The 24,100-nt window shown below is 35.9% G+C and carries 25 protein-coding genes; 18 read left to right on the forward strand and 7 right to left on the reverse strand.

The window, feature by feature from the left end; translation table 11 throughout:
- Positions 1-29: 29 nt before the first annotated feature.
- Together KTB61_RS02120 and KTB61_RS02125 are read right to left on the reverse strand one after the other, a co-directional pair.
- Positions 30-977, reverse strand: a complete 948-nt coding sequence (locus KTB61_RS02120) for an L-lactate dehydrogenase (protein ID WP_216696693.1) — start codon at positions 975-977, stop codon at positions 30-32.
- Between the two features lie 84 nt (positions 978-1,061).
- A complete protein-coding gene (locus KTB61_RS02125; protein WP_075758922.1) occupies positions 1,062-2,402 on the reverse strand; it encodes a butyryl-CoA:acetate CoA-transferase in 1,341 nt (446 codons plus the stop codon).
- A gap of 200 nt (positions 2,403-2,602) precedes the next feature.
- Here KTB61_RS02125 and KTB61_RS02130 point away from each other — a divergent pair, with 200 nt between their 5' ends.
- The 5 genes from KTB61_RS02130 to KTB61_RS02150 all read left to right on the forward strand — a co-directional run bounded on the left by KTB61_RS02130 (position 2,603) and on the right by KTB61_RS02150 (position 7,670).
- Complete coding sequence (locus KTB61_RS02130; RefSeq protein WP_216696694.1) at positions 2,603-3,988, forward strand: L,D-transpeptidase family protein; 1,386 nt, start codon at positions 2,603-2,605, stop codon at positions 3,986-3,988.
- 72 nt (positions 3,989-4,060) lie between these two features.
- Positions 4,061-4,615 carry a class I SAM-dependent methyltransferase gene (locus KTB61_RS02135; RefSeq protein WP_216696695.1) on the forward strand — a complete coding sequence of 185 codons (555 nt, stop codon included), beginning with the start codon at positions 4,061-4,063 and terminating at the stop codon, positions 4,613-4,615.
- 96 nt (positions 4,616-4,711) lie between these two features.
- Positions 4,712-5,857 carry a D-alanyl-D-alanine carboxypeptidase family protein gene (locus KTB61_RS02140; RefSeq protein ID WP_216696696.1) on the forward strand — a complete coding sequence of 382 codons (1,146 nt, stop codon included), beginning with the start codon at positions 4,712-4,714 and terminating at the stop codon, positions 5,855-5,857.
- Between the two features lie 83 nt (positions 5,858-5,940).
- Positions 5,941-6,288, forward strand: coding sequence for an arsenate reductase family protein (locus tag KTB61_RS02145; protein WP_075758918.1), 348 nt, complete (start codon positions 5,941-5,943; stop codon positions 6,286-6,288).
- A complete protein-coding gene (locus KTB61_RS02150; RefSeq protein WP_075760504.1) occupies positions 6,288-7,670 on the forward strand; it encodes an aminopeptidase in 1,383 nt (460 codons plus the stop codon). The genes KTB61_RS02145 and KTB61_RS02150 overlap by 1 nt, the downstream gene beginning before the upstream one ends.
- A 52-nt stretch (positions 7,671-7,722) precedes the next feature.
- On the opposite strand, the gene KTB61_RS02155 is transcribed toward KTB61_RS02150, so the two are convergent.
- Positions 7,723-8,088, reverse strand: a complete 366-nt coding sequence (locus KTB61_RS02155; RefSeq protein ID WP_075758917.1) for a VOC family protein — start codon at positions 8,086-8,088, stop codon at positions 7,723-7,725.
- Between the two features lie 130 nt (positions 8,089-8,218).
- Between KTB61_RS02155 and KTB61_RS12970 the strand changes: the two genes are divergently transcribed.
- The 3 genes from KTB61_RS12970 to leuS all read left to right on the forward strand — a co-directional run bounded on the left by KTB61_RS12970 (position 8,219) and on the right by leuS (position 12,299).
- Positions 8,219-8,755: a L,D-transpeptidase gene (locus KTB61_RS12970; RefSeq protein ID WP_230973571.1), complete on the forward strand. Its 537-nt coding sequence runs from the start codon at positions 8,219-8,221 to the stop codon at positions 8,753-8,755.
- A gap of 12 nt (positions 8,756-8,767) precedes the next feature.
- Complete coding sequence (locus KTB61_RS12975; RefSeq protein ID WP_230973572.1) at positions 8,768-9,721, forward strand: hypothetical protein; 954 nt, start codon at positions 8,768-8,770, stop codon at positions 9,719-9,721.
- A 166-nt stretch (positions 9,722-9,887) separates the two neighbouring features.
- Positions 9,888-12,299, forward strand: coding sequence for a leucine--tRNA ligase (gene leuS, locus KTB61_RS02165; RefSeq protein WP_216696697.1), 2,412 nt, complete (start codon positions 9,888-9,890; stop codon positions 12,297-12,299).
- Positions 12,300-12,359: 60 nt separating this feature from the next.
- Here the strand turns inward: leuS and KTB61_RS02170 are convergent, their stop codons facing one another.
- Positions 12,360-12,974, reverse strand: coding sequence for a hypothetical protein (locus KTB61_RS02170; protein ID WP_216696698.1), 615 nt, complete (start codon positions 12,972-12,974; stop codon positions 12,360-12,362).
- 152 nt (positions 12,975-13,126) lie between these two features.
- On the opposite strand from KTB61_RS02170, the gene KTB61_RS02175 reads away from it, so the two are divergent.
- The 4 genes from KTB61_RS02175 (at position 13,127) to KTB61_RS02190 (ending at position 16,103) form a co-directional block, all read left to right on the forward strand.
- Positions 13,127-13,540, forward strand: coding sequence for an EamA family transporter (locus KTB61_RS02175; RefSeq protein WP_075758913.1), 414 nt, complete (start codon positions 13,127-13,129; stop codon positions 13,538-13,540).
- Between the two features lie 27 nt (positions 13,541-13,567).
- Complete coding sequence (locus KTB61_RS02180; protein WP_216696699.1) at positions 13,568-14,269, forward strand: acyl-[acyl-carrier-protein] thioesterase; 702 nt, start codon at positions 13,568-13,570, stop codon at positions 14,267-14,269.
- 105 nt (positions 14,270-14,374) lie between these two features.
- Positions 14,375-15,328 carry an L-lactate dehydrogenase gene (locus KTB61_RS02185; RefSeq protein WP_075758911.1) on the forward strand — a complete coding sequence of 318 codons (954 nt, stop codon included), beginning with the start codon at positions 14,375-14,377 and terminating at the stop codon, positions 15,326-15,328.
- 13 nt (positions 15,329-15,341) lie between these two features.
- On the forward strand, positions 15,342-16,103 hold the full coding sequence (locus KTB61_RS02190; protein ID WP_216696700.1) for an SDR family NAD(P)-dependent oxidoreductase: 762 nt from the start codon (positions 15,342-15,344) through the stop codon (positions 16,101-16,103).
- A 1-nt stretch (position 16,104) separates the two neighbouring features.
- Here the strand turns inward: KTB61_RS02190 and KTB61_RS02195 are convergent, their stop codons facing one another.
- On the reverse strand, positions 16,105-16,371 hold the full coding sequence (locus KTB61_RS02195) for a hypothetical protein (RefSeq protein WP_230973573.1): 267 nt from the start codon (positions 16,369-16,371) through the stop codon (positions 16,105-16,107).
- A gap of 14 nt (positions 16,372-16,385) precedes the next feature.
- On the reverse strand, positions 16,386-16,880 hold the full coding sequence (locus KTB61_RS02200) for a hypothetical protein (protein WP_230973574.1): 495 nt from the start codon (positions 16,878-16,880) through the stop codon (positions 16,386-16,388).
- Positions 16,881-16,940: 60 nt separating this feature from the next.
- Between KTB61_RS02200 and KTB61_RS02205 the strand changes: the two genes are divergently transcribed.
- Complete coding sequence (locus KTB61_RS02205; protein WP_075758908.1) at positions 16,941-17,120, forward strand: hypothetical protein; 180 nt, start codon at positions 16,941-16,943, stop codon at positions 17,118-17,120.
- 133 nt (positions 17,121-17,253) lie between these two features.
- On the opposite strand, the gene KTB61_RS02210 is transcribed toward KTB61_RS02205, so the two are convergent.
- On the reverse strand, positions 17,254-17,475 hold the full coding sequence (locus KTB61_RS02210) for a chorion class high-cysteine HCB protein 13 (RefSeq protein ID WP_075758907.1): 222 nt from the start codon (positions 17,473-17,475) through the stop codon (positions 17,254-17,256).
- 124 nt (positions 17,476-17,599) lie between these two features.
- Here KTB61_RS02210 and thiM point away from each other — a divergent pair, with 124 nt between their 5' ends.
- The 5 genes from thiM to KTB61_RS02235 all read left to right on the forward strand — a co-directional run bounded on the left by thiM (position 17,600) and on the right by KTB61_RS02235 (position 24,100).
- On the forward strand, positions 17,600-18,427 hold the full coding sequence (gene thiM / locus KTB61_RS02215; protein ID WP_083638259.1) for a hydroxyethylthiazole kinase: 828 nt from the start codon (positions 17,600-17,602) through the stop codon (positions 18,425-18,427).
- Complete coding sequence (gene thiE, locus KTB61_RS02220; protein WP_075758906.1) at positions 18,411-19,064, forward strand: thiamine phosphate synthase; 654 nt, start codon at positions 18,411-18,413, stop codon at positions 19,062-19,064. Before thiM ends, thiE begins: the two co-directional genes overlap by 17 nt.
- Positions 19,065-19,159: 95 nt before the next feature.
- Positions 19,160-20,134: a phospho-N-acetylmuramoyl-pentapeptide-transferase gene (locus KTB61_RS02225; RefSeq protein WP_075758905.1), complete on the forward strand. Its 975-nt coding sequence runs from the start codon at positions 19,160-19,162 to the stop codon at positions 20,132-20,134.
- A 190-nt stretch (positions 20,135-20,324) separates the two neighbouring features.
- Positions 20,325-22,604: a hydratase gene (locus KTB61_RS02230; protein ID WP_075758904.1), complete on the forward strand. Its 2,280-nt coding sequence runs from the start codon at positions 20,325-20,327 to the stop codon at positions 22,602-22,604.
- 14 nt (positions 22,605-22,618) lie between these two features.
- Entirely contained in the window at positions 22,619-24,100 is a 1,482-nt protein-coding gene (locus tag KTB61_RS02235; protein ID WP_216696702.1) for a Na+/H+ antiporter NhaC family protein, read from the forward strand.

Below are 24,100 nucleotides of genomic sequence, written 5' to 3' on the forward strand. Positions count from 1 at the left end.
ATCCATCCTTATTTTATTTTTACATGAATTTAAGAAAAATCCAGCTTATTTATGATGGATTTTAAAGTTTTTGCAGATTCTTCTAATTGTTTTTGCTCCTGATGATTTAATTCAATCTCAAGAACTTGTGCTGAGCCTGTGCGATTTACAATTGACGGAATACTAAGATATAAATCTTCAAGACCATACTGACCTGTTAACAGGCTTGAAACAGGAAGTACAGAATTTTTGTTTCTTATAATACTTTCGACAATGTGACCAATTGCCATGGCAACGCCATAATATGTGGCTCCTTTTTTGTCTATAATATGATAAGCACTGTTTTTAACATTTTGATAGATTTTATCCATAGCATCCTGATGATTGTAATATCCTCGTAATTCGCAAAAATCATGTATTGGAATCCCTGCTATATTAGCACCACTCCAAACGGCTAGTTCGCTATCTCCATGTTCTCCTATAATGAAAGCATGGATGCTATCTGTATCAACTTCCAGATGTTCACTGAGTAGATAGCGGAAACGGGCAGAATCAAGAACCGTTCCAGAGCCAAACACCCGATTACTTGGAAAACCGGACAGACGATATGCTGTGTAAGTAAGAATATCTACAGGATTCGCAACAATAAGAAGGATACCTTCATAGTTTCTTTTTGTAATTTCCGGGATAATGGATTTAAATATTTTTACATTTTTCTGGACAAGGTCTAGACGAGTTTCATTTGGTTTTTGGTTTGCACCAGCGGTAATGATGATAATAGAACAGTCGATAATGTCATCATAGGAACCAGAATAAATTTTTGCTGTATCAACATAAGGTCTTCCATGGCTTAAGTCCATGGCTTCACCTTGTGCTTTATTATGATCAACATCAATTAAAACCAGTTCACTGAATAATCCCTGGTGCATAAGACTAAAAGCGGTTGTTGCACCGACAAAACCACACCCTATGATGGCTGCTTTTCTTGAATTTAACATAAAGATGCCTCCTTTTCTCCATGTTATTATTATGAAAAAAAGGAGGCATAGATATACATAAAATATGTTTTGGGCTATTTAAGATTATTTGTTAGATCTTCTCCAGATGTTAGCAGCTTCAGCATCTTTGATCAGCTGATCTCTGAAATCAGGATGAGCAATACTGATTAATGCTTCAGCACGTTCCCATGTGGATAATCCTTTTAAGTTTACCATACCATACTCAGTGACAATGTAATGAGAATTTGCGCGTGTATCTGTAACAATAGAACCATTATGTAATGTAGGGAGAATTCTTGAGAATGTTTCTCCTTTTTTATTTGTGAATGTTGAAGATAAACATACAAAACTCTTTCCACCTTTAGATAAGTATGCCCCCATTACAAAATCAAGCTGTCCGCCTGCACCACTGATTTGTCTAATTCCTGAAGATTCAGAACTAATCTGTCCATAAAGGTCAACATCAACAGCATTGTTAATGGAAATGAAATTGTCTAAAGATGATACAGTAGCAATACTGTTGGTATAATCAACAGGTGCACTCATGCAGGCAGGATTATTGTCAATATAGTCATAAAGTTTCTTTGTTCCTGCAGCAAATGCATATGTCTGACGATAACGGTCAATGTTTTTGTTTGCACCGGTTATTTTTCCCGCTTTTGCAATATCAACAAAAGCATCAACGTACATTTCGGTATGAACACCAAGATCTTTTAAGTCAGATTCAGCAATCATTGAACCAACAGCATTTGGCATACCACCAATACCTAACTGAAGGCAGGCACCATTAGGAATCTGTTCAACGATTAATTTAGCCACTGCCTTATCAACATCAGTAGCGGCTCCACCACCACCCATTTCAGCAATAGCAGGATTATCTCCTTCTACAATCATATCAACTTTTGAAATATGAACACCTTCTTCAAAACCACCAAGGCAGCGAGGCATATTTTCATTAACTTCTACAATAACACAGTCAGCTTTTTCAAGCATTGCAGCTAAATGAGATGCACTAGGTCCAAAATTGAAATATCCGTGCTCATCCATAGGAGCAACCTGCATCATTGCAACATTTGTTCTAGGAAGACAGTTGCGGTAATAACTTGGAAGTTCTGAATAACGAATTGGTGCATAGAAAGAGAATCCTTCGTTAATCCATTTTCTCTCCAGACCGGACATATGCCAGGAATTCCATGTAAAATGATCAGCAGGATTTTCAATCTGGGTAATTGCCAGAGGCCACATGATAATTCCACCGTGAATCTGAATATTTTCCAGTTCAGGCATACGTTCTGCAAGTGCTTTATCTAAAGCAACTGGTGTATTAACACACCACCCATATTCCAAACGATCTCCTGATTTAATAACTTTTACTGCTTCAGAAGCTGTAGTTAATTTCTTCTGATATTCTTGAGTAAATGACATAATGATTGTCCCTCCTAAATATAAAACAAAACTTTAAGTTTCTTTGATTAACCCAATATAATTATTTTAACATCATGGAAGATTAAAGACAAGTAAAATGTGAAAAATTTATCAATGTTCTAAAAAAAGAAACTGGAAAAAACTATGGTTATTTCAAGTTATTTGTATTATAATAATTTATTAGATTTAGGAGGTTAACTATGAAAGAGAAGAAATTAACATGGAAACACTATACAGGGATTGGTCTTGGTATTCTTGTAGTGATTTACTGCATAGTTGCTTTTTATTATAGCAAGAGTTTTGTGTGCGGAACAGAAATTAATGGTGTTGATGTATCAGGTCTTACGGTTAAAGAAGTTGTTGAAATCTTCGATAAAAAAGCAGAGACTTACAATCTTACAATAAAAGAACGAAAGAATCAAAAAGAAGTATTAACAAAGAATCAGATTCAGGCAAATTTTGAAGGGGCTGATGATATTCAGCTGATCAAAGACCAGCAGAATTCATTTATGTGGATTAAAGGTTTGCTGGGAGGGGAAAAATATAATGATGTTACAATGTTTTCCTATAATCAGAATACTTTCTTAAAAGCATACAAAAGGCTGAATTGTTTTAATGAGAAAAAGATTATAAAAATTGCAGATGCTAAACCGGTATATAAAGATGGTAAATTCATTATTCAAAAAGAAGAAGAAGGAACAGAGTTAAAGCTGACACAGACGTCAAAGAAAGTGGATGAATATATTCGTGATGGAATCAATACCATTGATCTTGAAAAGAAAAAATGTTATTACAATCCTGAATATACAAGCAAGAGTAAAGAAATTAAAGATCTTACAGAAAAAATGAATCAGGCAATTAAGGGAAGTATTACATACAAATTTGGAAAGAGGACAGTTGTACTTGATAAGAATACATATAATAAATGGATGAAGATTAAGAAAAATAAAGTAGAATATACCATTGATAAAAATTCAATGGAAAACTGGCTTTTGAAATTTATGTATAAATATAATACTCAGTATGGATGGCATAAATTTAAAACTCATGATGGGCGTGTTAAAAAAATTTATGGCGGCCCTTATGGATGGAGAATCAGTAAAGATAAGGAAGAAGCAGCAATTAAGAAGATGCTTCAAAATGGAACGAAAGAGACAAGAGAACCTTACTGGAGATCAAAGGGGAAAGTATACGATGGAATAAATGGTGATATTGGTGATACATATGTGGAGGTGGATATCAGCGCGCAGACTGTGTACTATTATAAAAATGGTAAACAGAAATTCGCAACTTCATGTGTAACAGGAAAGATGACAGCTGATCGTAAAACACCAGAATGTGTTGCATATATTCTTTACAAAGATCCCAGTGCAACATTAGTTGGTCAGGGATATAGTTCAGATGTAAAATACTGGATGCCGTTTATCGGAAATGTTGGATTCCATTCTGCACCATGGAGAAGTTCATTTGGTGGAAGTGAATATATTTCCAATGGATCTCATGGATGCGTAAATCTTCCTACGTATTCAGCATCAGCACTATATAATATGGTGGAAAAGGGAGACCCTGTTGTTGTATATTATTAATGGCAGTTAAGAAGAAAGGCTTCTCGAAAGAGAAGCTTTTTTGTTCTTTCACTAGATAGAAAAGGAGATAAAATGCGAATTACGATTACAGAATGGGTTCATAAAGTTTTGGATTCATATATTTCGCCAGGGGATATTTGCATAGATGCGACCATGGGGAAGGGCAATGATACCTTATTTTTATGCAGGAAGACGGGAAATGAAGGAAAGGTTATAGCGTTCGATATTCAGGAGGAAGCACTAAACCTTACAAAGGAAAAACTTGAACGTAATTTGGTAGAGGCAAGACTGATTCAGGATGGGCATGAAAATATGGGAAACTATGCTGAACCAGAAACGGTGCAATGTATAATGTTTAATCTGGGATATCTGCCAGGAGGAGATCATAGTCTGGCAACAAAGGCGGAAACCAGTATCCAGGCATTTCAGGAAGGATTTCGTCTGTTAAAGACAGGTGGAATCATGAGTATTTGTATTTACAGCGGAGGAGACAGTGGATTTGAGGAGAGGGATCAGGTATTGGAATTTTTGAAAAATCTTGACGACCGACAATATTTTATTGTGCGACAGGATTTCTGCAATAAATCAAATTGTCCTCCAATGCCCGTATTTATTATAAAATTATAAGAATAATGAGATGATATTTTTCATATATCAGATATGAGATACTCTCTCATCAAAAAATATGAAGGTGCTTTTTGATGATGGAAGAAAGGAAGAAATATGAAAAAAATCATTTCATTTTTTTTAGTTATTTTTTTAACATTTTTTACTGTTAATCCTGTTGATGCAGATGATATCAGATTATATGCCAAGTCTGCAATTTTGATGGAAGTAGAAACTGAGGAAATTATGTATGGAAAATCAGAAAAGGTGTTTATGCAAAACGCAAGCACAACAAAGATTATGACATGTATATATATACTGAATCACTGTAATATAAATGACTGGGCAAAGGTATCTTCCAACGCAGCATCCCAGCCCAGAGTCAGGCTTGGTGTGCATGCAGGAGAGAAATATAGAGTAAAAGATATGCTATATGGCATGATGCTGGAATCATTTAATGATTGTGCAGTAGTACTTGCAGAGTATGCTGCAGGAAGTGTTGAAAATTTTTCAAAGAAGATAAATAGGGAAGCCACTAAAATGGGAGCGAAATCTACACATTTTGTTACCCCTAATGGATTGGATGCATCTAATGCTGAAGGTGCTCATGGTACAACGGCATATGATCTTGCAATAATTATGAGTAAATGTATAAAAAATCAGAGTTTTTTAAATATTACAAGGAAGGAAAGTTATTCATTTCAAGATAGTTCTGGAAAAAGGGAATTCACCTGTGTGAATCATAATGCATTACTGCGATCCATGAATGGGGTAATATCCGGAAAGACCGGATATACATCAAAAGCTGGTTATTGTTATGTAGGCGCAGTGGAAAAAGATGGAATAAAAATGATTGTGGTAGTTTTAGGAAGTGGATGGCCGCCTCATAAAAGCTATAAATGGAGCGATGTGAAAAGTTTGATAAATTATGGAACAAGTCAATATGAATATAGAAATGTTAAACCGGATATTAGCAAAATAAGGAAGATTCCTGTGAATCATGGCACAAAAAAATATGTTTCCGTCAGACTATCTGAGGATGAAGTCAAACTTTTTCTCAGGAAAAAAGATAAAATTGAAATCAGCTGTAAAATCATACCAAGTATAGATGCTCCGATAAAAAAGGGAGATGTCATAGGAAAAATACAATATAATAAGAACAAAAAATGTGTTCATGAGACTATGATCATTTCAAGGGAAAATATAGCAGGAAAAGATTATTGGTGGTATTTTGGAGAATTATTGAAAGACTTTATGATATAAGCAGACAGGAAATAGTTCCTGTCTGTATTTTTTTTCTATGATGTGATAAGATAAACAACAAAGAAAATGGAAAGGAGACAAAAATGTTATTTTTAGAATATCCCAAATGTTCAACCTGTAAAAAAGCAAAGAAATGGTTAGATGAAAATGGAAAAGAATATGAAGATCGACATATTGTGGAAAACAATCCTACAGCAGAGGAATTAAAACAATGGCATCAAAAAAGCGGTTTGCCACTGAAACGTTTTTTTAATACCAGTGGAATGAGATATAGAGAGCTTCAGTTAAAGAATCGTCTGCCTGAAATGTCTGAAGAGGAGCAGTATGATCTTCTGGCATCAGATGGAATGCTGGTGAAGAGACCACTGGTTATTGGTGATCATTTTGTTTTAGTAGGATTTAAGGAAAAAGAATGGGAGGAATTTTTGTAATGGACAGAAAAAATGCATGGACAACTTATGAAGGAAAAGATCTGGTGGAATTAACTGCACTGGCAGAAGATTATAAGGACTTTTTATCCAATGGGAAGACAGAAAGAGAATGTGTAGATCAGTCTGTCATACTTGCCCGAAAGGCTGGATATAAAAATCTGGATCAATGTATTGATGAAGGAACTGTTTTGAAACCAGGAGATAAGGTTTATCGTACCTGGATGGAAAAAGCAATTATTTTGTTTCAATTAGGACAAGACTCAATGGAGTCAGGAATGAATATTTTAGGTGCTCATATTGATTCTCCGCGATTGGATCTGAAACAGAATCCTTTATACGAAGATACAGAAATGGCACTTCTTGATACGCACTATTATGGTGGTGTGAAAAAATATCAATGGGTAACACTTCCTATGGCATTGCATGGAGTTGTAGTGAAAAAAGACGGAACAAAAGTTTCTGTATGTATTGGTGAAAAAGATGATGAACCAGTAGTTGGAATTACAGATCTTTTGGTTCATTTATCCGCTAAACAGATGGAGAAAAAGGCTAGTGTTGTTGTAGAAGGTGAAGACTTAAATGTACTGATTGGAAGCAGGCCTGCAAAAGATGAAGAAAAAGATGCAGTGAAAAAACAGATACTTGATCTTTTAAAAGAAGAATATAACATTGAAGAAGATGATTTCCTATCAGCAGAAATCGAGGTAGTACCTGCTGGAAAAGCAAGGGATTTTGGATTGGATCGAAGCATGATTATGTCTTATGGACAGGATGACAGAGTCTGTGCTTATACATCTCTGGCAGCAATGTTAAATGTGGAAGCGCCAAAGAGAACCGCATGCTGTATTTTAGTAGATAAAGAAGAAATCGGAAGTGTGGGAGCAACAGGAATGCATTCCAGATTTTTTGAAAATACAGTAGCTGAAATTCTTGCACTAACTGGACAATACAATGATCTTTTATTGAGAAGGACATTACAACATTCTTTTATGCTTTCTTCAGATGTTAGTGCAGCCTTTGATCCTAATTATCCGAGTGTAATGGAAAAGAAAAATGCAGCATATTTCGGGAAAGGACTGGTGTTGAATAAATATACAGGAGCAAGAGGTAAATCTGGTTCTAATGATGCAAGTCCAGAGTATATTGCAAAACTTCGTAAAATATTTGATGACCAGAAAGTAGCATTCCAAACGGCAGAGTTAGGAAAAGTTGATGCTGGAGGAGGAGGAACTATTGCTTATATTCCGGCAGCTTATGGGATGAATGTCATTGACTGTGGAGTAGCAGTATTAAATATGCATGCCCCTTGGGAAATTACAAGTAAATCTGATATTTATGAAGTGAAAAAAGGATATGAAGCTTTTTTGAAAAAATGTGAATAGATTAGAACCAGCAATGCCGCCGATAGATTAACCGGCGGCATTGTCTGTTTTGTTATTTTGCAGGTACAATTTCAATCCAGTAACCATCAGGGTCATTGATAAAATAAATTCCCATATCAGGATTTTCATAACAGATACATTGCATTTCTTTATGTTTTGTATGAAGTTCATCGTAATTATCAACGGCCATAGCCAGATGAAATTCCTCATCTCCCAGATTATATGGTTCTTTACGGTCTTTTAGCCAGGTCAGTTCAAGACGAAAATCAGTAATACCATCTCCTAGATAAACAAGTTTGAAACTTCCGTCAGAAGCATTTTTTTCACGAACAGGAGTAAGATTTAATGCTTCTTTATAAAATTTCAGACTTTTCTCCAGGTCTAAAACATTAAAATTGAAATGATTGAATGTGATCATAAAGACCTCCTTTATAAAATATAATTTTTTTAAAATAATAATATCACACTGTTTAGTATTTACAAGTCCAAATTAGGAATATATAATAGATAAAGAAATTTGGATAAAAATTAATATGAAAGGAAGATATATGAGAGATTTTATTATACGAAGTAAAAAGATCTGCGCATTGCTATTAGCTTTGGTTATGGCATTTGGCTTGGTATTTGTCACTCCAAAGACTCAGGTTAAGGCAGCAACGAAATATTGGATCAAGGTTAATAAGCAGGCAAACGTAGCTACTGTTTATCAGTTGAAAAGCGGAAAATATAAACCGGTAAAAGCTTTTCTGGTATCTTGTGGAGGATCTAATACTCCTGCAGGAACATTTTATACACCTGCCAAGTATCGCTGGCATACATTGGATGGTCCAAGTTATGGACAATATTGTACAAGAATCCATGGAGGAATATTATTCCATTCTGTCTGGTATTATTCCCATAGTAAGGCAAGTCAGTCAACAGTAGAATTTAATAAACTTGGGACAACAGCATCTCATGGATGTGTCAGATTGTCTGTTATAGATGCCAAATGGATTTATGATCATTGTGCACTGGGAACTAAAGTTACCATTTACAGCAGCAAGAATCCAGGCCCTCTTGGAAAACCAAAAGGGATTAAAGTTTAAACTGCAAGAAAAATGTACTGGGATCCAACAGATCCGGATAAAAATAATCCATACAATAAGCTGAAACCATCTATAGCCATTTCTAAGAAAAAGAAAAAGACGGTTCAATATGGAGAAAAATACAGCATCAAGTCAGGTGTTACTGCAAAACAGAAGAACAAAGTTAGTTTAACAAGTAAAATCAAGTATTCTGTTAAAAAGTACAGCAGCAAGCAAAAGAAATATGTAAAAGCGAAATTCTCTACAAAGAGTCTTGGAACTTACAAGATTACATATAAAGTTACCAGCAAGGGTGGAACCACAGTATCCAAAGACTTTAAAGTAAAAGTTGTAGATACGCGAGCACCTATCATTACAGCTAAGAACCGTACACTTACGATTGGAAAGACGGTTCCAACCAATGCAGTATCTGGAGTTACAGCAAAACAGAGAAGCGGTGCATCAAGAACCGGTGCAATGAGCATTTATATTAAAACCCCAGGTGCTTCTAAGTACACAAAATTCTCTTCTTATAGTAAGGCAAAGGCTTATCAATTTAAGAAAGCAGGAAATTATTATATTAAGTACAAAGTAACCAATAAGTATAAGACTTCTGTTTATGCAGAGAAAACAATTAAAGTGGTTGTTAAATATGCTAATGCAACGCTGAATATAAAGAACCCAACAGTTTTTTATGATCAGGGATCAGTCTTACCTACAGTGGACGAAATAAAGCAGGATGCGGGAATTACAGCGTATGATTACGATGGAAAAACAAGTTTATATGGTAAAGTTACTATTTCTGATTTAGAATTATTATCTGACAAAATGAATATTCCTGGATCATATGAAGTGACAGTTTGTGTTACGGGATTAAATAAAGTTAAGATATCTAAAAAAATCAGAATTGATATTAAGAAATCAGAACCGGTAACAGAACAACCGACAACAACAGAACAGACTGAAACAACGACAGCAGCAGAATAAAGAAAACAGGGACGTAATGCTTTAAGATTACGTCCTTTTTTCAATATTTTCCATGCCGTGCAGTTGACACATATTTTCAATATGATAAAATAAATTAGTTAGAAAAACTTATCAAAGCGATCAGACGTTTTTGAATAAATATATTACGGCTAGGAGGAACAAAAGTATGGCAACACCTTATAATCATAAGGCAATCGAACAAAAATGGAGAAAACGCTGGGAAGAAAATCCTGTTAATGTAAATGATGGGAAAAAACCTAAATATTATTGTCTGGATATGTTTCCGTATCCATCAGGAAGCGGACTTCATGTAGGTCACTGGAGAGGATATGTAATCAGTGATGTATGGAGCCGTTACAAATTATTAAACGGTTATTACATTATTCATCCAATGGGATGGGATGCGTTCGGACTTCCGGCAGAAAACTATGCAATCAAGATGGGAACCCACCCTCGTATTTCCACAGAAGCAAATATTAAAAATATCAAGCGCCAGATTAATGAAATCGCAGCTATTTATGACTGGGATATGGAAGTAAATACAACAGATCCTGATTTCTATAAATGGACACAGTGGATTTTCGTAAAGATGTTTAAAAAAGGTCTGGCATATGAAAAACAGATGCCAATCAACTGGTGCCCTTCATGTAAGACAGGTCTTGCAAATGAAGAAGTAGTCAATGGAAAATGTGAACGTTGTGGAGCAGATGTAACAAAGAAGAATTTAAGACAGTGGATGTTAAAGATTACTGCTTATGCAGATCGTCTGTTAGAAGATCTTAATAAACTTGACTGGCCGGAAAAAGTTAAAAAAATGCAGGCTGAATGGATTGGAAAGAGCCACGGTGCAGAAGTTGATTTTAAAGTTGATGGAACTGATGAGACAATCACAGTTTATACAACACGTCCAGATACATTACATGGTGCAACTTTTATGGTATTAGCTCCAGAACATGAACTTGCAAAAGGTCTGGCAACAGAAGAAACAAAAGATGCAGTTGAAGAATATATTTATCAGGCATCATTAAAATCTTCTGTAGATCGTATGCAGGATAAAGAAAAAACAGGTGTATTTACAGGAAGTTATGCTATCAATCCAATCAATGGAAAGAAAGTACCAATCTGGTTATCCGATTATGTACTGGCTGATTACGGTACAGGAGCAATCATGTGTGTACCTGCCCATGATGATCGTGACTTTGAATTTGCGAAAAAATTTGATATTCCGATTATTCAGGTTATTTCCAAAGATGGAAAAGAAATTGAAAATATGGAAGCAGCATATACAGATGCGTCTGGTGTAATGATCAATTCCGGTGAATGGAACGGAAGAGAATCAGCAGAACTGAAGGAAGAAGCTCCTGAAATTATCGAAGAAATGGGTGTTGGAAGAAAGACTACAAACTACAAGCTTCGTGACTGGGTATTCAGCCGTCAGCGTTACTGGGGTGAACCAATTCCGATTGTTCATTGTCCTGATTGTGGTGCGGTACCTGTACCAGAAGAAGAACTGCCTCTGGAATTACCAGAAGTTGAAAAATATGAACCAACAGGAACAGGAGAATCTCCGTTGGCAGATATTGAAGAATGGGTAAACTGTAAATGTCCTGTATGTGGCAAACCAGCGAAAAGAGAAACAAATACAATGCCTCAGTGGGCAGGATCTTCATGGTATTTCTTGAGATATATTGATAATAAGAATAATGAAGAATTAGTATCAAGAGAAAAAGCAGACAAGTATCTGCCGGTTGATATGTATATCGGTGGAGTTGAGCATGCAGTTTTACATCTTCTGTATTCAAGATTCTATACAAAGTTCCTGTATGATATTGGAGTTGTAGATTTTGATGAACCATTCCACAAATTATTTAATCAGGGAATGATTACTGGTAAGAATGGTATTAAGATGAGTAAATCCAAGGGTAATGTTGTGTCACCTGATGATCTGGTAAGAGATTACGGATGTGATTCATTACGTATGTATGAATTATTTGTGGGACCACCAGAACTGGATGCAGAATGGGACGAAAGAGGTATTGATGGTGTATATCGTTTCCTGACAAAATTCTATAAACTGGTAATGGATCAGAAAGACAAAGAAGTTACTGAAGATAAAGAACTGATCAAGGAACGTAACAAACTGATTTATGATATTACAACACGTTTAGATAACTTCAGCCTGAATACTGTTGTCAGTGGATTTATGGAACATACAAATACAATGACAGCAATGGCTAAGAAGAATGGAATTGATAAAGAAACTCTGGAAGTAGCTATTGTGCTTCTGGCACCATTTGCTCCTCATATTGCAGAAGAATTATGGGAGGCAATGGGACATGAAGAAAGCGTATTCGCTCAAACATGGCCAACATATGATGAAGAAGCAATGAAAGACGATGAAATTGAAATAGCTATTCAGATAAATGGAAAAGCCAGAGGAAAAGTTACTATTGGTGTAGATGAAGCAAAAGATTCTGTTCTTGCCAAAGCAAAAGAAGCTCTTGGAGATAAAATTACCGGAAATATCGTGAAAGAAATCTATGTACCAGGACGAATTGTAAATATTGTTGTAAAATAGAAAAAGTAAAAGACAGCACAGATATTTAATATTAATTGTCTGCGCTGTCTTTAAATTTTATTATCTTAAAATATAGGATTTTACTATGCCTCCTACTGGATTATATGATAAAGTTTCATCATAGAAATTAATAAATTGTTCCAGTTTAGCTGCAACAAATTTCTGTAAAATATCTGCAGAAGTAATATGTGATAAAAAATCAATCTGATCAAATGCTCGGCGGTATAATTCCTCTCCTCCGGTGAAATAGAAATCCGTTTTGGATCCGATGCGTTCAGCATAGTAGTTATATCCAATCTGATGATGTTCTATTTGATATTCACCTGCACGGATTTTACGTCCGATCAGAAAATTAACAGGATCTTTATTGGATGGATTGGTGCCCATTTTTATTAATAGTGTTTGAAAAAAATTCATATCAAGAGTGTGTTTCTGGTTTAAATAATCATAAACCAGATCTTCGATATTGATTTTTGTTGAAAAAAGTTTTGTAGAATTCTGAACCAGAATCTGGTTAGAACCAAATGTGACAGCAACTCCATTGGTAAAAGGAAATAGTTTTTCAGGATTTCGATTGATATCTTCTACTAACTTACCGTTATCTTCAATGGATGCTTTAGAATCTGCAACTGCAACTAATCCATCTTTAGCTTTAAAAATACCTGTAAATGACATAAGTTATTGTCTCCGTTTCTTTTGAATACATATTGAAAGTATACACTTGAGATTTGTTCTTTTCAAGAGAAACAATAGGATTGACCTGATTGAGAGTTAAAAGGATTTTATGATAAAATAGAAAACAAAAGAAAAAGAAAGAAGGGATTCATATGTGGTTTATATTTGCACTTATGTCTGCAATATTTGCAGCATTGACTTCGATTCTTGCCAAGGTTGGAATTGATGGTGTGAATTCTAATCTTGCAACAGCAGTTCGGACTGTTGTAGTTGTTATCATGGCATGGGGAATGGTTTTTCTGACCAATACACAGGGTGGAATTATGGGAATAAGTAGAAAAAGCTGGATATTTTTAATATTGTCCGGTCTGGCTACAGGCTCATCATGGCTGTGTTATTATAAGGCTTTACAGATTGGAGCAGCATCTAAGGTGGTAGCAGTTGATAAATTTAGTGTTGTGATTACACTGATTATGGCTGTTGTATTCTTACATGAGCAATTTACGTTAAAGTCATGTTTGGGAGCAATCTTAATTACTGCAGGAACATTGTTAATGATTATTTAAAATCTTATGTAGAAATGAGGAAATATAATGTATACATTTGAAAGCAGGATTCGATATAGTGAATTAGATCCATCAGGGAAATTATCGGTACCGGGAGTATTTAATTATTTTCAGGATTGCAGCTCTTTTCAGTCAGAAGAGCTGGGCGTAGGAGTGGATTATCTGGATCAAAAAGGAAAAACATGGGTGTTAAATGCATGGCAGGTTGTAATCAGGCAGTTGCCTTTGGAGTGTGATATTGTCAAGGTAAGTACATGGGCATCAGGATTTAATAAATTTCATGCCACAAGAAATTTTACACTAAAAACAAAAAATGGAGAAATACTGGCTTATGCCAATTCTATTTGGGTCTATGTGGATATGAAAACAGGAAGACCGGAAATTCCTTCTAAAGAAGAGGTTAATATATATCAGCCGGAAAAACCACTGGAAATGGATTATCAGTCCAGAAAGATTAAACTGCCAAAAGAATGGGAAAAACGAGAACCATTAAGAGTTCAAAGGGACTGGATAGATAGTAATCATCATGTAAATAATAATGAGTATATTAAAATTGCATGTAATGAAATATCTGTAGAAGAAAAATACAGCCAGATTCGTGTGGAATATAAGAAGCAGGCGTTGGAAGGGGATGTTATATACCCTAAAACTGCAAAAGAAGATGGAAGAATAGTTGTAGCTTTATGTGATGAAAACGGAAAACCATATGCAGTAGTAGAATATCAATAAGGAATATATAAGCAGCGTTCAGGCAGAGGACTGTCTTGAATTCTGCTTTTTTTGTGTTTATAATAAAAAACGACAGAAAAAGCAATGGACCAAAAGGAGAAAACGATGGAGAAAAGAAAAATCACGATTTTAGGAGCTGGACATGTAGGAACCCACTGTGCATCAAGCTTAATGTTTAGAGGGCTTGCTGATGAAATTGTATTTATTGATACAGATGTTAAAAAGTCAGAAAGTCAGGCGCTGGATTTAAATGATATGGGGGCATGTTTAACAACAAAAACCATTGTGCGAGCCGGAAATTATGAGGATTTAGAGGATTCTCAGATTCTTGTCAATGCAGTTGGAAGAAGCCGTCGTCCAGGAGAAACAAGGTTGGATATGTTTGGTGACTCCATGGAACGCTTAAAAGATATTATTCCTAAAATAAAAGATGTGTCATTTAAAGGTATTCTGATCAGTATTACCAATCCGGCAGATGTGGTTGGAGAGTGCCTCAGAAAAAAACTCCATATGGAACGTTTTCGATGTTTTAGTACCGGGACCAGTTTGGACAGCCTTCGAATAAAACGAATTTTGGAGGAAAAAACAGGATATGATCGTAATTCCATTAGTGCTTTTTGTATGGGAGAACATGGAGATTCTCAGATGGTGCCACTATCTCATGTAACCATTGGAGGGAAACCATTTTATAAACTTATGGAAGAACATCCGGATACGATTGGTAAGATAACTTTGGAGGATCTTCAGCAGCAGGTACGTGAAGCGGGGATGACGGTTATTGAAGGGAAAAAGAGTACAGAATTTGGAATCGGCATTGCTTTTTGTGAAATTGTAAATGCTATTTTTCATGACCAGAAAAGAATCTGGCCATTATCTGTTCATTTGGAGGGCGAATATGGACAAAGAGATGTGGCAGCAGGTGTACCTGCAGTCATTGGAAGAAATGGTATTGAAGAAATTATTGAAATTGAATTAAATTCCAGTGAAAAGAAGGAATTTAATCACTCCTGTGATGTAGTTCGAGGGTATCTTTCACAGGCTGAATTGTTACTAGAATAAAGGAGGATTTCAAATGATTCAGGAAATTTCTTTAAAAGGGAAAAAGGCTCTGATTACTGGAGGAGCCACAGGGATTGGTTTCGCTATCGCAGAACAGATGTATGATGCAGGAGCTGATATTGTTATTGTAGGTCGCAGAGAAGAAAAATTGAAAGAAGCGTCTGCAAAACTTGGAGAACGATGTAGCTGGCATAAATTTGATGTAACTAATACAAAACAGCATGAAGAGTTTATTGAGATGGTGGAAAAAATATCAGCGATTGATATTCTTGTAAATAATGCCGGAATCAATATTAAAAAAGATTATTTTGATTTTAAATCAGAAGAATTCGATACGATAGTTGAAACTCAGGCAAAAGCACCATTTATGTTATCACAAACAGTGGCAAAGCATATGAAAGAAAGAAGATCAGGGTGTATTATTTTTATTTCTTCTTTGGCTGCTATTCTTGGTATGCATCAGATACAGGCATATACTGTTTGTAAAAGTGGAATGAAAGGATTAGCCAGAAGTCTAGCACGTGATTTGGGTCCTTATGGTATTCGCGTGAATAGTCTGAATCCTGGCTTTGTATATACAGACATGCTGAAAAATACAAATTTAAAAACTCCAGAACGATTGAAAGAAATTGAAGACCGCACTCCGATGCGAGGTTTTACCCAGGAAAAGGATCTTGGTATGGCGGCGGCATTTCTGGCATCGGATGCAGCCAGGTTTATTACAGGAATTGATTTGGTTGTGGATGGAGGAATTAGCAGTTCTTTTTTGATTTAATCTACATAATAAAATTTCGAAGCATATCGATGCGTTGCTGTTCCTGAGGACTCATATTTGATTTCAGCGCATCGATGATGATAGCAGTTTCTTCATTTGTAAAAGACAGTCCTTGTTCAGACATGCGGCTGGAGGCCGCCATTAAATCAGGGAGAATCGTTTCCAGAGATTTTCCCTGACATTGTTTTATCAGAAGTTCCATAATTTCCAGTTTTCTTGGATCGATTTGTTTTAATGCCGGATGATTTTTCCATGATTGATTCATCATAATATAAACTCCTTTTATTTATTTAGAATTTGATTTAACTGGTCCATAAAAGCTGTATTGGAAGACTTTTGTGTAGAAGAATTTGGAGTAGATGTGTTTCCAGACATTAGCATTGGCATAAGTTTGGAAAGAATGTCACTATCCTGATTAGATGACAGAGATGATGCCAAATTAGGATTGGAGTTAACAAAATTCTGATAGGTTTGATAAACTTTCATCAATTGCATCATTTGAAGCAATTGATCAATTTGAGCAGCAGTTTCTTTAGGTGCCCTTAATTTCATGGCGTTTAAAATCATCTCTATGGATGCATTGTTTTGATCCAGACCACAGGCAGATAAGGTTTGCTGATTATCAAATTCACTGGTGATCTTTAAAAGTTCGGTTAATTTGATATAGATAGCTGCTGTCTTTTTTAAACTGGAAGGAAGATAAGGAAGGGCGTCTTCCAGCATATTTGAAGAGTCATTTCGGAAAAAATGATCCCATGACTTGTTTTTTTGATCCATTTTTGTCACAACCTTAGGTTTTTCTCTCATATCCTATAGTATTAGGAGGTGAGAAAAAATATGAGTGAAATTTTTGTAGAAGAGGAAAATACAGTTTATGAGATGGATGAAGAATGTTTAAGAAAAAAACATCAGGAGATAGAGAGACAGAAAAAGAGCAGAAATAGTAACTGTAAATGTCAAAGTATAGAGAAATCTTCATGGTTAGTTTTACTGATTATTATTTTATGTTTTAGATAAATATTTCAGTCGGAGAAAATCTCCGACTGTTTTCAATTTCAAATCAGAGATTTTCTGATGAAATGCAAGGATATTGTTAAAAAGGAAAGGTGCCACCTGTTGGTGACACCCTTTTGTTAGTTTACTGCAGAAATTAGCATCCGCATCCACATCCATGTGAACTTCCAAAACCATTACCGCAGCAGCAGAGAAGGATGATGATCCAGATGATATTATCGCATCCGCATCCATCTCCTCCAAATCCATCTCCGCATCCTCCACAGCAGAAAAGCAGGATGATCAAAAGAAGACATCCGTTTCCTCCGAATCCTGAACTACAGGAGCTTCCACAGCCGGTTGCAGCTAAATCACTCATGTTAAATCCTCCTAGATTTATTTACAGTTTATATTATTCGGAAAGGAAAAAGATGTGAATCCTTTTGTGAGTGTGCTATAATTCATTAAGTATATGAGAATTGGAAAATGGGAGGAGGGAGTTAATGGAATCCCTTATAGTTGATAAACTATTACAAAATATTAAGGAAAGACCGACATTGGTACATTGTATTACAAATTATGTTACAGCAAATGATGTGGCAAATGTTATCTTGGCCATTGGGGCATCCCCGATTATGGCGGAAGATATTCACGAGGTGGAAGAGATCACTGAGCATTGCACGTCTTTGGTTCTTAATATGGGTACGTTAAATAAAAATAAATTAGAAGCAATGATACTTGCCGGTAAAAGGGCAAATGTTCTGGGTCATCCTGTGATACTGGATCCTGTGGGAGCCGGAGCTTCGAAATTTCGGAGAGAAGCTGTACAAAGATTACTAAAAGAAGTAAAATTTTCAGTGATTCGAGGGAATGTTTCAGAAATTAAAACAGTGTGTGAAGGAACTGGAACTGCTTTAGGAGTAGATGTAAGTCAGGTAGATGCAACAGATGAAAAAAATATAGATGATCTGATTCACATTGGAAGAAAGTTATCAAAAGAAACTAATGCGGTGATTGTGGTTACTGGAGCTGTGGATTTAGTGGTAAATAAGGATAAGGCAGTAGTAATTTATAATGGAACCCCGGAAATGGCAAGGATTACCGGCACAGGATGTATGATGGATGGAATTCTGGGCAGTTTTGCAGGGGCAAATCAGGAGTATGTTTTTGAGGCTGCCGTAACATCTGTTATTACAATGGGGGTCAGTGGAGAATACGCACAGAAAAAAAGTAAAGGAACATCATCATTTCGAATGAATCTGATCGATGAAATAAGTAACATCACATCAAAAAAAATAGAAAGAGGTAATAAAATTGAAAGTAAATTCTGAAACAATGACTTTGTATGCTGTGACAGATGCAGCATGGACAGGTGATCAGACATTAATTGAACAGGTAAGAGAAGCACTTGAAGGAGGTATTTCTTTTCTGCAGCTTAGAGAAAAAAAACTGTCAGAAGAAGATTTTCTGAAAGAGGCGGTAGAAATCAAAAAACTTGCCGATCAGTATAAGGTTCCTTTCGTTATAAATGATAATATAGAAATAGCAAGAAAAGTTAATGCAGATGGAGTCCATGTGGGACAGGATGATATGCCAGTGGAAGAAGTAAGGAAATTATTAGGTGAAAATAAGATTATTGGAGTTTCAGCCCATAATGTGGAAGAAGCTATGAAAGCCGAAGAAGGTGGTGCAGATTATCTTGGTGTCGGAGCTGTTTGTGCAACGTCAACGAAAAGTGAGGCAACCGTTGTTACAATGGAAGAAATGAGTAAAATTTGTCAGTCGGTATCTATTCCAGTTGTTGCAATTGGTGGAATTAATAAAGATACGATTATGAAGTTAAAAGGAACAGGTGTAGATGGAGTGGCTGTTGTTTCTGGTATTTTCGGTGCAAAGAATATTAGAAAAGCTGCAAAAGAATTGTTAGAAATCACAAAAGAGATGAAATTAAAAGAAAAAAATATGTAAAAGATTCATATTTAAATTCATGGAAATTCGTGATATACTAAATAATTGTGTTATAAAGAAATGTTGAAGGATAAATTTAACAGGAGGATAAACCAATGATAAATTGGATGACAGGAGATGTCTTATCTATTACGGCTTTTATTGGAGTACTTGTTGCATTTGTAATGACTTGTATTTTAACATCAAAATTAAATAATTATTTACCAAAAGATATTGGACGAGATTTTGCCCACAACGGAAAATTATCTGCAGGAAAACCAAGAGGCGCAGGCATTATTTTTGTTTCTGTGTTTACAGTAGCAGCTCTTTTATTCGGAGAAATATCACCGGAAACAGTTATTTACCTGTTGCTTGTTTTTGTTGAAATGTTCACAGGTTTTATGGATGATGCAGCAGATGAGCCATGGAATGAATATAAAAAAGGAATTCTTGACTTTATGGTTGCGGCAGTTGTTGCATTAAATTATATTCATTTTAATGGTACCAGAATTGAAATTGCTACACTTGACATAGATGTGGTTCTTCATCCGGTAGTGTTTTTTGTTTTAACCATTATACTCGTGTGGGGGGCAATTAATGTAACCAATTGCTCCGATGGGGTAGATGGACTTTCTGGAACACTGACTATTATCACATTGATGACAATTTATGTGGTAAATGAAGTAACATTGAAACCACAGGGACTTTATTCAGAATTTTCTTATATAATATTATTATTTGTGGTTTGTATTCTTGGATATCTTTGGTACAATGCTACACCAAGTAAATTAATGATGGGAGATGCAGGTTCCCGTGCCATGGGAATTTTTATCAGTATTGCAGTTTTAAAAACAGGAAGTCCATTCCTGTTTCTGCTGGTAGCGGCGGTTCTGATTGTTGATGGTGGTCTTGGCTTAATTAAGGTAGCACTTCTTCGATTTTTAAAGATACATATTTTTAAGAATACGACTATGCCATTACATGATCATGTAAGGAAAACAATCGGGTGGTCTAATACACAGACTGTATTCCGTTTTGCTATTATTCAGATTGTTATTTCAATTGCAACAGTATATATGCTGATTATTTAATATTGGCAGAATCTGAATTTTCATAAAGAATTATAATAAAAAACACACGGTTTAAGTAAAACATCCAGAATAATTTTTTGAAGGATGATTACCTGTAGATCGTGTGCTTTTTTGTTCTGGACTTTTCTAATTTAAACTTTTATGTTATAATAACTAGAAACATTGCATTTTACCACAGGAGGAGAGAGACATGATTCAGTTATATTCAGAAGGTGCATATCTTGTAAATGGAACAACACTTGTAAAAGAGTCCGAAAAAGAACAGTTAAATCAGATTTTAGGAAATATTCCTGCAAAAGAAGAAGCAGCAAAGAACACAATTGCCTATGGCATTTTAAAAGATCATAATACATCGGGAAATATGGAAAAGCTTCAGATTAAGTTTGATAAGCTTACATCTCATGACATTACATTTGTAGGTATTATTCAGACTGCTAGAGCTTCAGGAATTGAAAAGTTCCCTGTTCCTTATGTATTAACAAACTGTCACAACAGCCTTTGTGCCGTTGGAGGTACTATTAATGAAGATGACCATATGTTTGGTCTGACAGCGGCTAAAAAATACGGTGGAATGTATGTGCCACCTCATCAGGCAGTTATTCATCAGTTTGCAAGAGAAATGCTTGCAGGCGGAGGTAAGATGATTCTTGGTTCTGACAGTCATACCCGTTATGGTGCTCTTGGTACAATGGCTATGGGTGAAGGTGGACCGGAACTGGTAAAACAGCTCTTAAACAGAACATATGATATCAATATGCCAGGCGTTGTTGGTATTTATCTGAAAGGTAAACCTGTAAAAGGTGTTGGACCTCAGGACGTTGCTCTTGCCATTATCGGTGCTGTATTCGAAAAAGGATATGTGAACAACAAGGTCATGGAATTTGTTGGACCTGGAGTTTCAAACTTAAGTGCCGATTTCCGTATTGGCGTGGATGTTATGACAACAGAAACAACATGTCTTTCTTCTATTTGGAGAACAGATGATGTGATTAAAGAATTTTATGAGATTCATGGTCGTGAAGAGGAATATAAAGAATTAAATCCTGGTTCTGTTGCATACTATGATGGAATCGTAGAAGTTGACCTGGATAAAGTAAAACCTATGATTGCTATGCCGTTCCATCCTAGTAATACATATACAATCGAAGAAGTGAATGCAAATCTGGAGGATATTCTTGCAGATGTTGAAAAACGTGCATTAGTCAGTCTGGATGGAGCAGTAGATTACTCTCTTCAGAGTAAGATTCGTGATGGAAAATTATACGTTGATCAGGGAATTATTGCAGGATGTGCCGGTGGTGGATATGAAAATATCTGTGCTGCAGCTAATATTCTGAAAGGTGCAAGTATCGGATCCAATGAATTTACATTAAGCGTTTATCCGGCAAGTACTCCTATTTATATGGAACTGGTTAAGAATGGAGCAGTTGCAGATCTTATGGCTACAGGAGCTATTGTAAAAACAGCATTCTGCGGACCATGCTTTGGAGCTGGAGATACTCCTGCAAATAATGCATTTAGTATCCGTCATTCTACAAGAAACTTCCCTAACAGAGAAGGATCTAAACTTCAGAGTGGACAGATTTCGTCTGTTGCATTGATGGATGCTCGTTCTATTGCGGCAACAGCAGCAAATCAGGGATATTTAACACCAGCTACAGATATTGAAGCAAGCGATTTTATTCCAAAATACCATTTTGATAAAACAATTTATGAAAATCGTGTATTTGACAGTAAAGGTGTTGCGGATCCATCTGTTGAAATTCAGTTTGGACCAAATATCAAAGACTGGCCGGAAATGTCTGCTTTGCCGGAAAATATGCTGTTAAAGGTTGTTTCTGAGATTCACGATCCTGTTACAACAACAGATGAACTGATTCCATCAGGAGAAACATCTTCTTATCGTTCAAATCCTTTGGGGCTTGCAGAATTTGCATTATCCAGAAAAGATCCTGCATATGTAGGTTTGGCAAAAGAAGTGCAGACTGCACAGAAAGCCATTGAAGCAGGAAAATGTCCGGCAGAAGTATTCCCTGAAGTAAAAGATATTATGGCAGCAGTAACAGAAAAATATCCGGATGTGGATAATACAAATCTGGGTATTGGAAGTACGATCTTTGCAGTAAAACCGGGAGATGGTTCTGCTCGTGAGCAGGCAGCATCCTGCCAGAAAGTATTAGGCGGATGGGCTAATATTGCAAATGAATATGCAACAAAGAGATATCGTTCAAATCTGATCAACTGGGGAATGGTTCCATTTACCATTGAGAGAGGAGAACTTCCGTTTAAGAACAAAGATTATATCTTTATTCCTGAAATTAAGAAAGCAATCGAAGATAAATTGACAGAAATTCCTGCTTTTGTAGTAAATGAAGGAATGAAAGAAATTACTTTGACACTCGGTGAATTAACCGATGATGAAAGAGAAATCATCCTAAAAGGATGTTTGATAAACTATTATAGAGATTAAGGAGTAAATTACAAATGACAGGTACGTTTTGGGCAATATTGCCACCGGTAATTGCCATTGTTTTGGCATTAATAACAAAGGAGGTATATTTATCCCTGATGATAGGGATCGCATCAGGTGCCCTTATGTACCATGGATTTCATCCAATTAAGGCAATGGACACAATCTTTACGATTATGTCCGGTAAGATTGGGGATAACTGTGATATACTGATTTTTCTCGTACTGCTTGGTATTTTGGTTGCTCTGATTACAAAATCAGGGGCATCCAGAGCCTATGGGAAATGGGCATCCAGAGCAATCCGGACAAAAAGACAGGCACTGTTTGCAACAGTTTGTCTCGGGGTGGTAATTTTTGTTGATGATTATTTTAATTGTCTTACAGTAGGAACTGTTATGCGCCCGGTAACTGATAAATATAAAATTACGAGAGCAAAACTGGCATATGTTATTGATGCAACTGCAGCACCAGTGTGTATAATTGCACCAATATCCAGCTGGGCAGCGGCAGTTGGTTCTTCACTTCCGGAAGGATGTAATATTGATGGCTTTTCTTTGTTTATCAAAGCTATTCCATTTAATTATTATGCACTGCTTACATTGGCTTTTCTTATATTTATGATTATAACCAATGCTGATTATTCTAAGATGAAGCAGTATGAAATGACACATGAGACAGAAGAACTTGCAGTGAATAAAGAAGATGAAGTTCAGATTGTGGGACAGGGAAAAGTAATTGATCTGATTTTGCCTATTGCTTTTCTGATTTTATCCTGTATTACATTTATGCTATATACAGGTGGATTTTTTAAAGGTGCGTCTGTTGTTGATGCATTTGCCAATTGTTCCAGTGCAAGAAGTCTTGTACTTGGCTCGTTTCTTACATTGATTTTTACTTTTATTTTATATATTCCTAGGAAAATCATTGCTTTTGTTGACTATTGCGGAAGTTTTGTACAGGGATTTAAGGCTATGACATCAGCAATTATGATTTTGTGTCTTGCCTGGTCCCTGTCAGGAATTTGCAGTGAACAATATTTAAATATTCAGGGATTTGTTAAAACAGCGATTGGTGGAAGTACTATGGCGGTCGTTGTTATGCCATTGGCATTTTTCCTTATAGCGTTAGGTCTTGCCTTTGCAACAGGTACTTCATGGGGAACTTTTGGAATTCTTATTCCGATTTCTGTTACAATCTTAGGCGGAAATATGATGATGATGTCAGTCTGTGTTGGTTCTATTTTAGCAGGTGCGGTATGTGGAGATCATATTTCTCCAATTTCCGATACAACGATTTTATCATCCGCCGGAGCACAATGTAAGCATATTGATCATGTTTCGACACAGATGCCATATGCATTTACTGTTGCGGGATGTGCAGCAGCAGGATATGTAACGGCAGGTATAACATCAAATGGATTTATCGGACTTGCCGTTTCGGCAGTATTTCTTGCTTTGGTTATGGGAGTTATTTTATTTAAAAGAGATCGGGGATAG

This window comes from Anaerostipes faecalis, from assembly GCF_018982945.1.
GTDB classification, from domain to species: Bacteria; Bacillota; Clostridia; order Lachnospirales; family Lachnospiraceae; genus Anaerostipes; species Anaerostipes faecalis.

Excerpts from the sequence above, each read along its gene's own strand:
- KTB61_RS02120 (WP_216696693.1), bottom strand. The coding sequence starts at position 977 with ATGTTAAATTCAAGAAAAGCAGCCATCATAGGGTGTGGTTTTGTCGGT.
- KTB61_RS02125 (WP_075758922.1), bottom strand. The coding sequence starts at position 2,402 with ATGTCATTTACTCAAGAATATCAGAAGAAATTAACTACAGCTTCTGAA.
- KTB61_RS02130 (WP_216696694.1), top strand. The coding sequence starts at position 2,603 with ATGAAAGAGAAGAAATTAACATGGAAACACTATACAGGGATTGGTCTT.
- KTB61_RS02135 (WP_216696695.1), top strand. The coding sequence starts at position 4,061 with ATGCGAATTACGATTACAGAATGGGTTCATAAAGTTTTGGATTCATAT.
- KTB61_RS02140 (WP_216696696.1), top strand. The coding sequence starts at position 4,712 with ATGAAAAAAATCATTTCATTTTTTTTAGTTATTTTTTTAACATTTTTT.
- KTB61_RS02145 (WP_075758918.1), top strand. The coding sequence starts at position 5,941 with ATGTTATTTTTAGAATATCCCAAATGTTCAACCTGTAAAAAAGCAAAG.
- KTB61_RS02150 (WP_075760504.1), top strand. The coding sequence starts at position 6,288 with ATGGACAGAAAAAATGCATGGACAACTTATGAAGGAAAAGATCTGGTG.
- KTB61_RS02155 (WP_075758917.1), bottom strand. The coding sequence starts at position 8,088 with ATGATCACATTCAATCATTTCAATTTTAATGTTTTAGACCTGGAGAAA.
- KTB61_RS12970 (WP_230973571.1), top strand. The coding sequence starts at position 8,219 with ATGAGAGATTTTATTATACGAAGTAAAAAGATCTGCGCATTGCTATTA.
- KTB61_RS12975 (WP_230973572.1), top strand. The coding sequence starts at position 8,768 with ATGTACTGGGATCCAACAGATCCGGATAAAAATAATCCATACAATAAG.
- leuS (WP_216696697.1), top strand. The coding sequence starts at position 9,888 with ATGGCAACACCTTATAATCATAAGGCAATCGAACAAAAATGGAGAAAA.
- KTB61_RS02170 (WP_216696698.1), bottom strand. The coding sequence starts at position 12,974 with ATGTCATTTACAGGTATTTTTAAAGCTAAAGATGGATTAGTTGCAGTT.
- KTB61_RS02175 (WP_075758913.1), top strand. The coding sequence starts at position 13,127 with ATGTGGTTTATATTTGCACTTATGTCTGCAATATTTGCAGCATTGACT.
- KTB61_RS02180 (WP_216696699.1), top strand. The coding sequence starts at position 13,568 with ATGTATACATTTGAAAGCAGGATTCGATATAGTGAATTAGATCCATCA.
- KTB61_RS02185 (WP_075758911.1), top strand. The coding sequence starts at position 14,375 with ATGGAGAAAAGAAAAATCACGATTTTAGGAGCTGGACATGTAGGAACC.
- KTB61_RS02190 (WP_216696700.1), top strand. The coding sequence starts at position 15,342 with ATGATTCAGGAAATTTCTTTAAAAGGGAAAAAGGCTCTGATTACTGGA.
- KTB61_RS02195 (WP_230973573.1), bottom strand. The coding sequence starts at position 16,371 with ATGATGAATCAATCATGGAAAAATCATCCGGCATTAAAACAAATCGAT.
- KTB61_RS02200 (WP_230973574.1), bottom strand. The coding sequence starts at position 16,880 with ATGGATCAAAAAAACAAGTCATGGGATCATTTTTTCCGAAATGACTCT.
- KTB61_RS02205 (WP_075758908.1), top strand. The coding sequence starts at position 16,941 with ATGAGTGAAATTTTTGTAGAAGAGGAAAATACAGTTTATGAGATGGAT.
- KTB61_RS02210 (WP_075758907.1), bottom strand. The coding sequence starts at position 17,475 with ATGAGTGATTTAGCTGCAACCGGCTGTGGAAGCTCCTGTAGTTCAGGA.
- thiM (WP_083638259.1), top strand. The coding sequence starts at position 17,600 with ATGGAATCCCTTATAGTTGATAAACTATTACAAAATATTAAGGAAAGA.
- KTB61_RS02225 (WP_075758905.1), top strand. The coding sequence starts at position 19,160 with ATGATAAATTGGATGACAGGAGATGTCTTATCTATTACGGCTTTTATT.
- KTB61_RS02230 (WP_075758904.1), top strand. The coding sequence starts at position 20,325 with ATGATTCAGTTATATTCAGAAGGTGCATATCTTGTAAATGGAACAACA.
- KTB61_RS02235 (WP_216696702.1), top strand. The coding sequence starts at position 22,619 with ATGACAGGTACGTTTTGGGCAATATTGCCACCGGTAATTGCCATTGTT.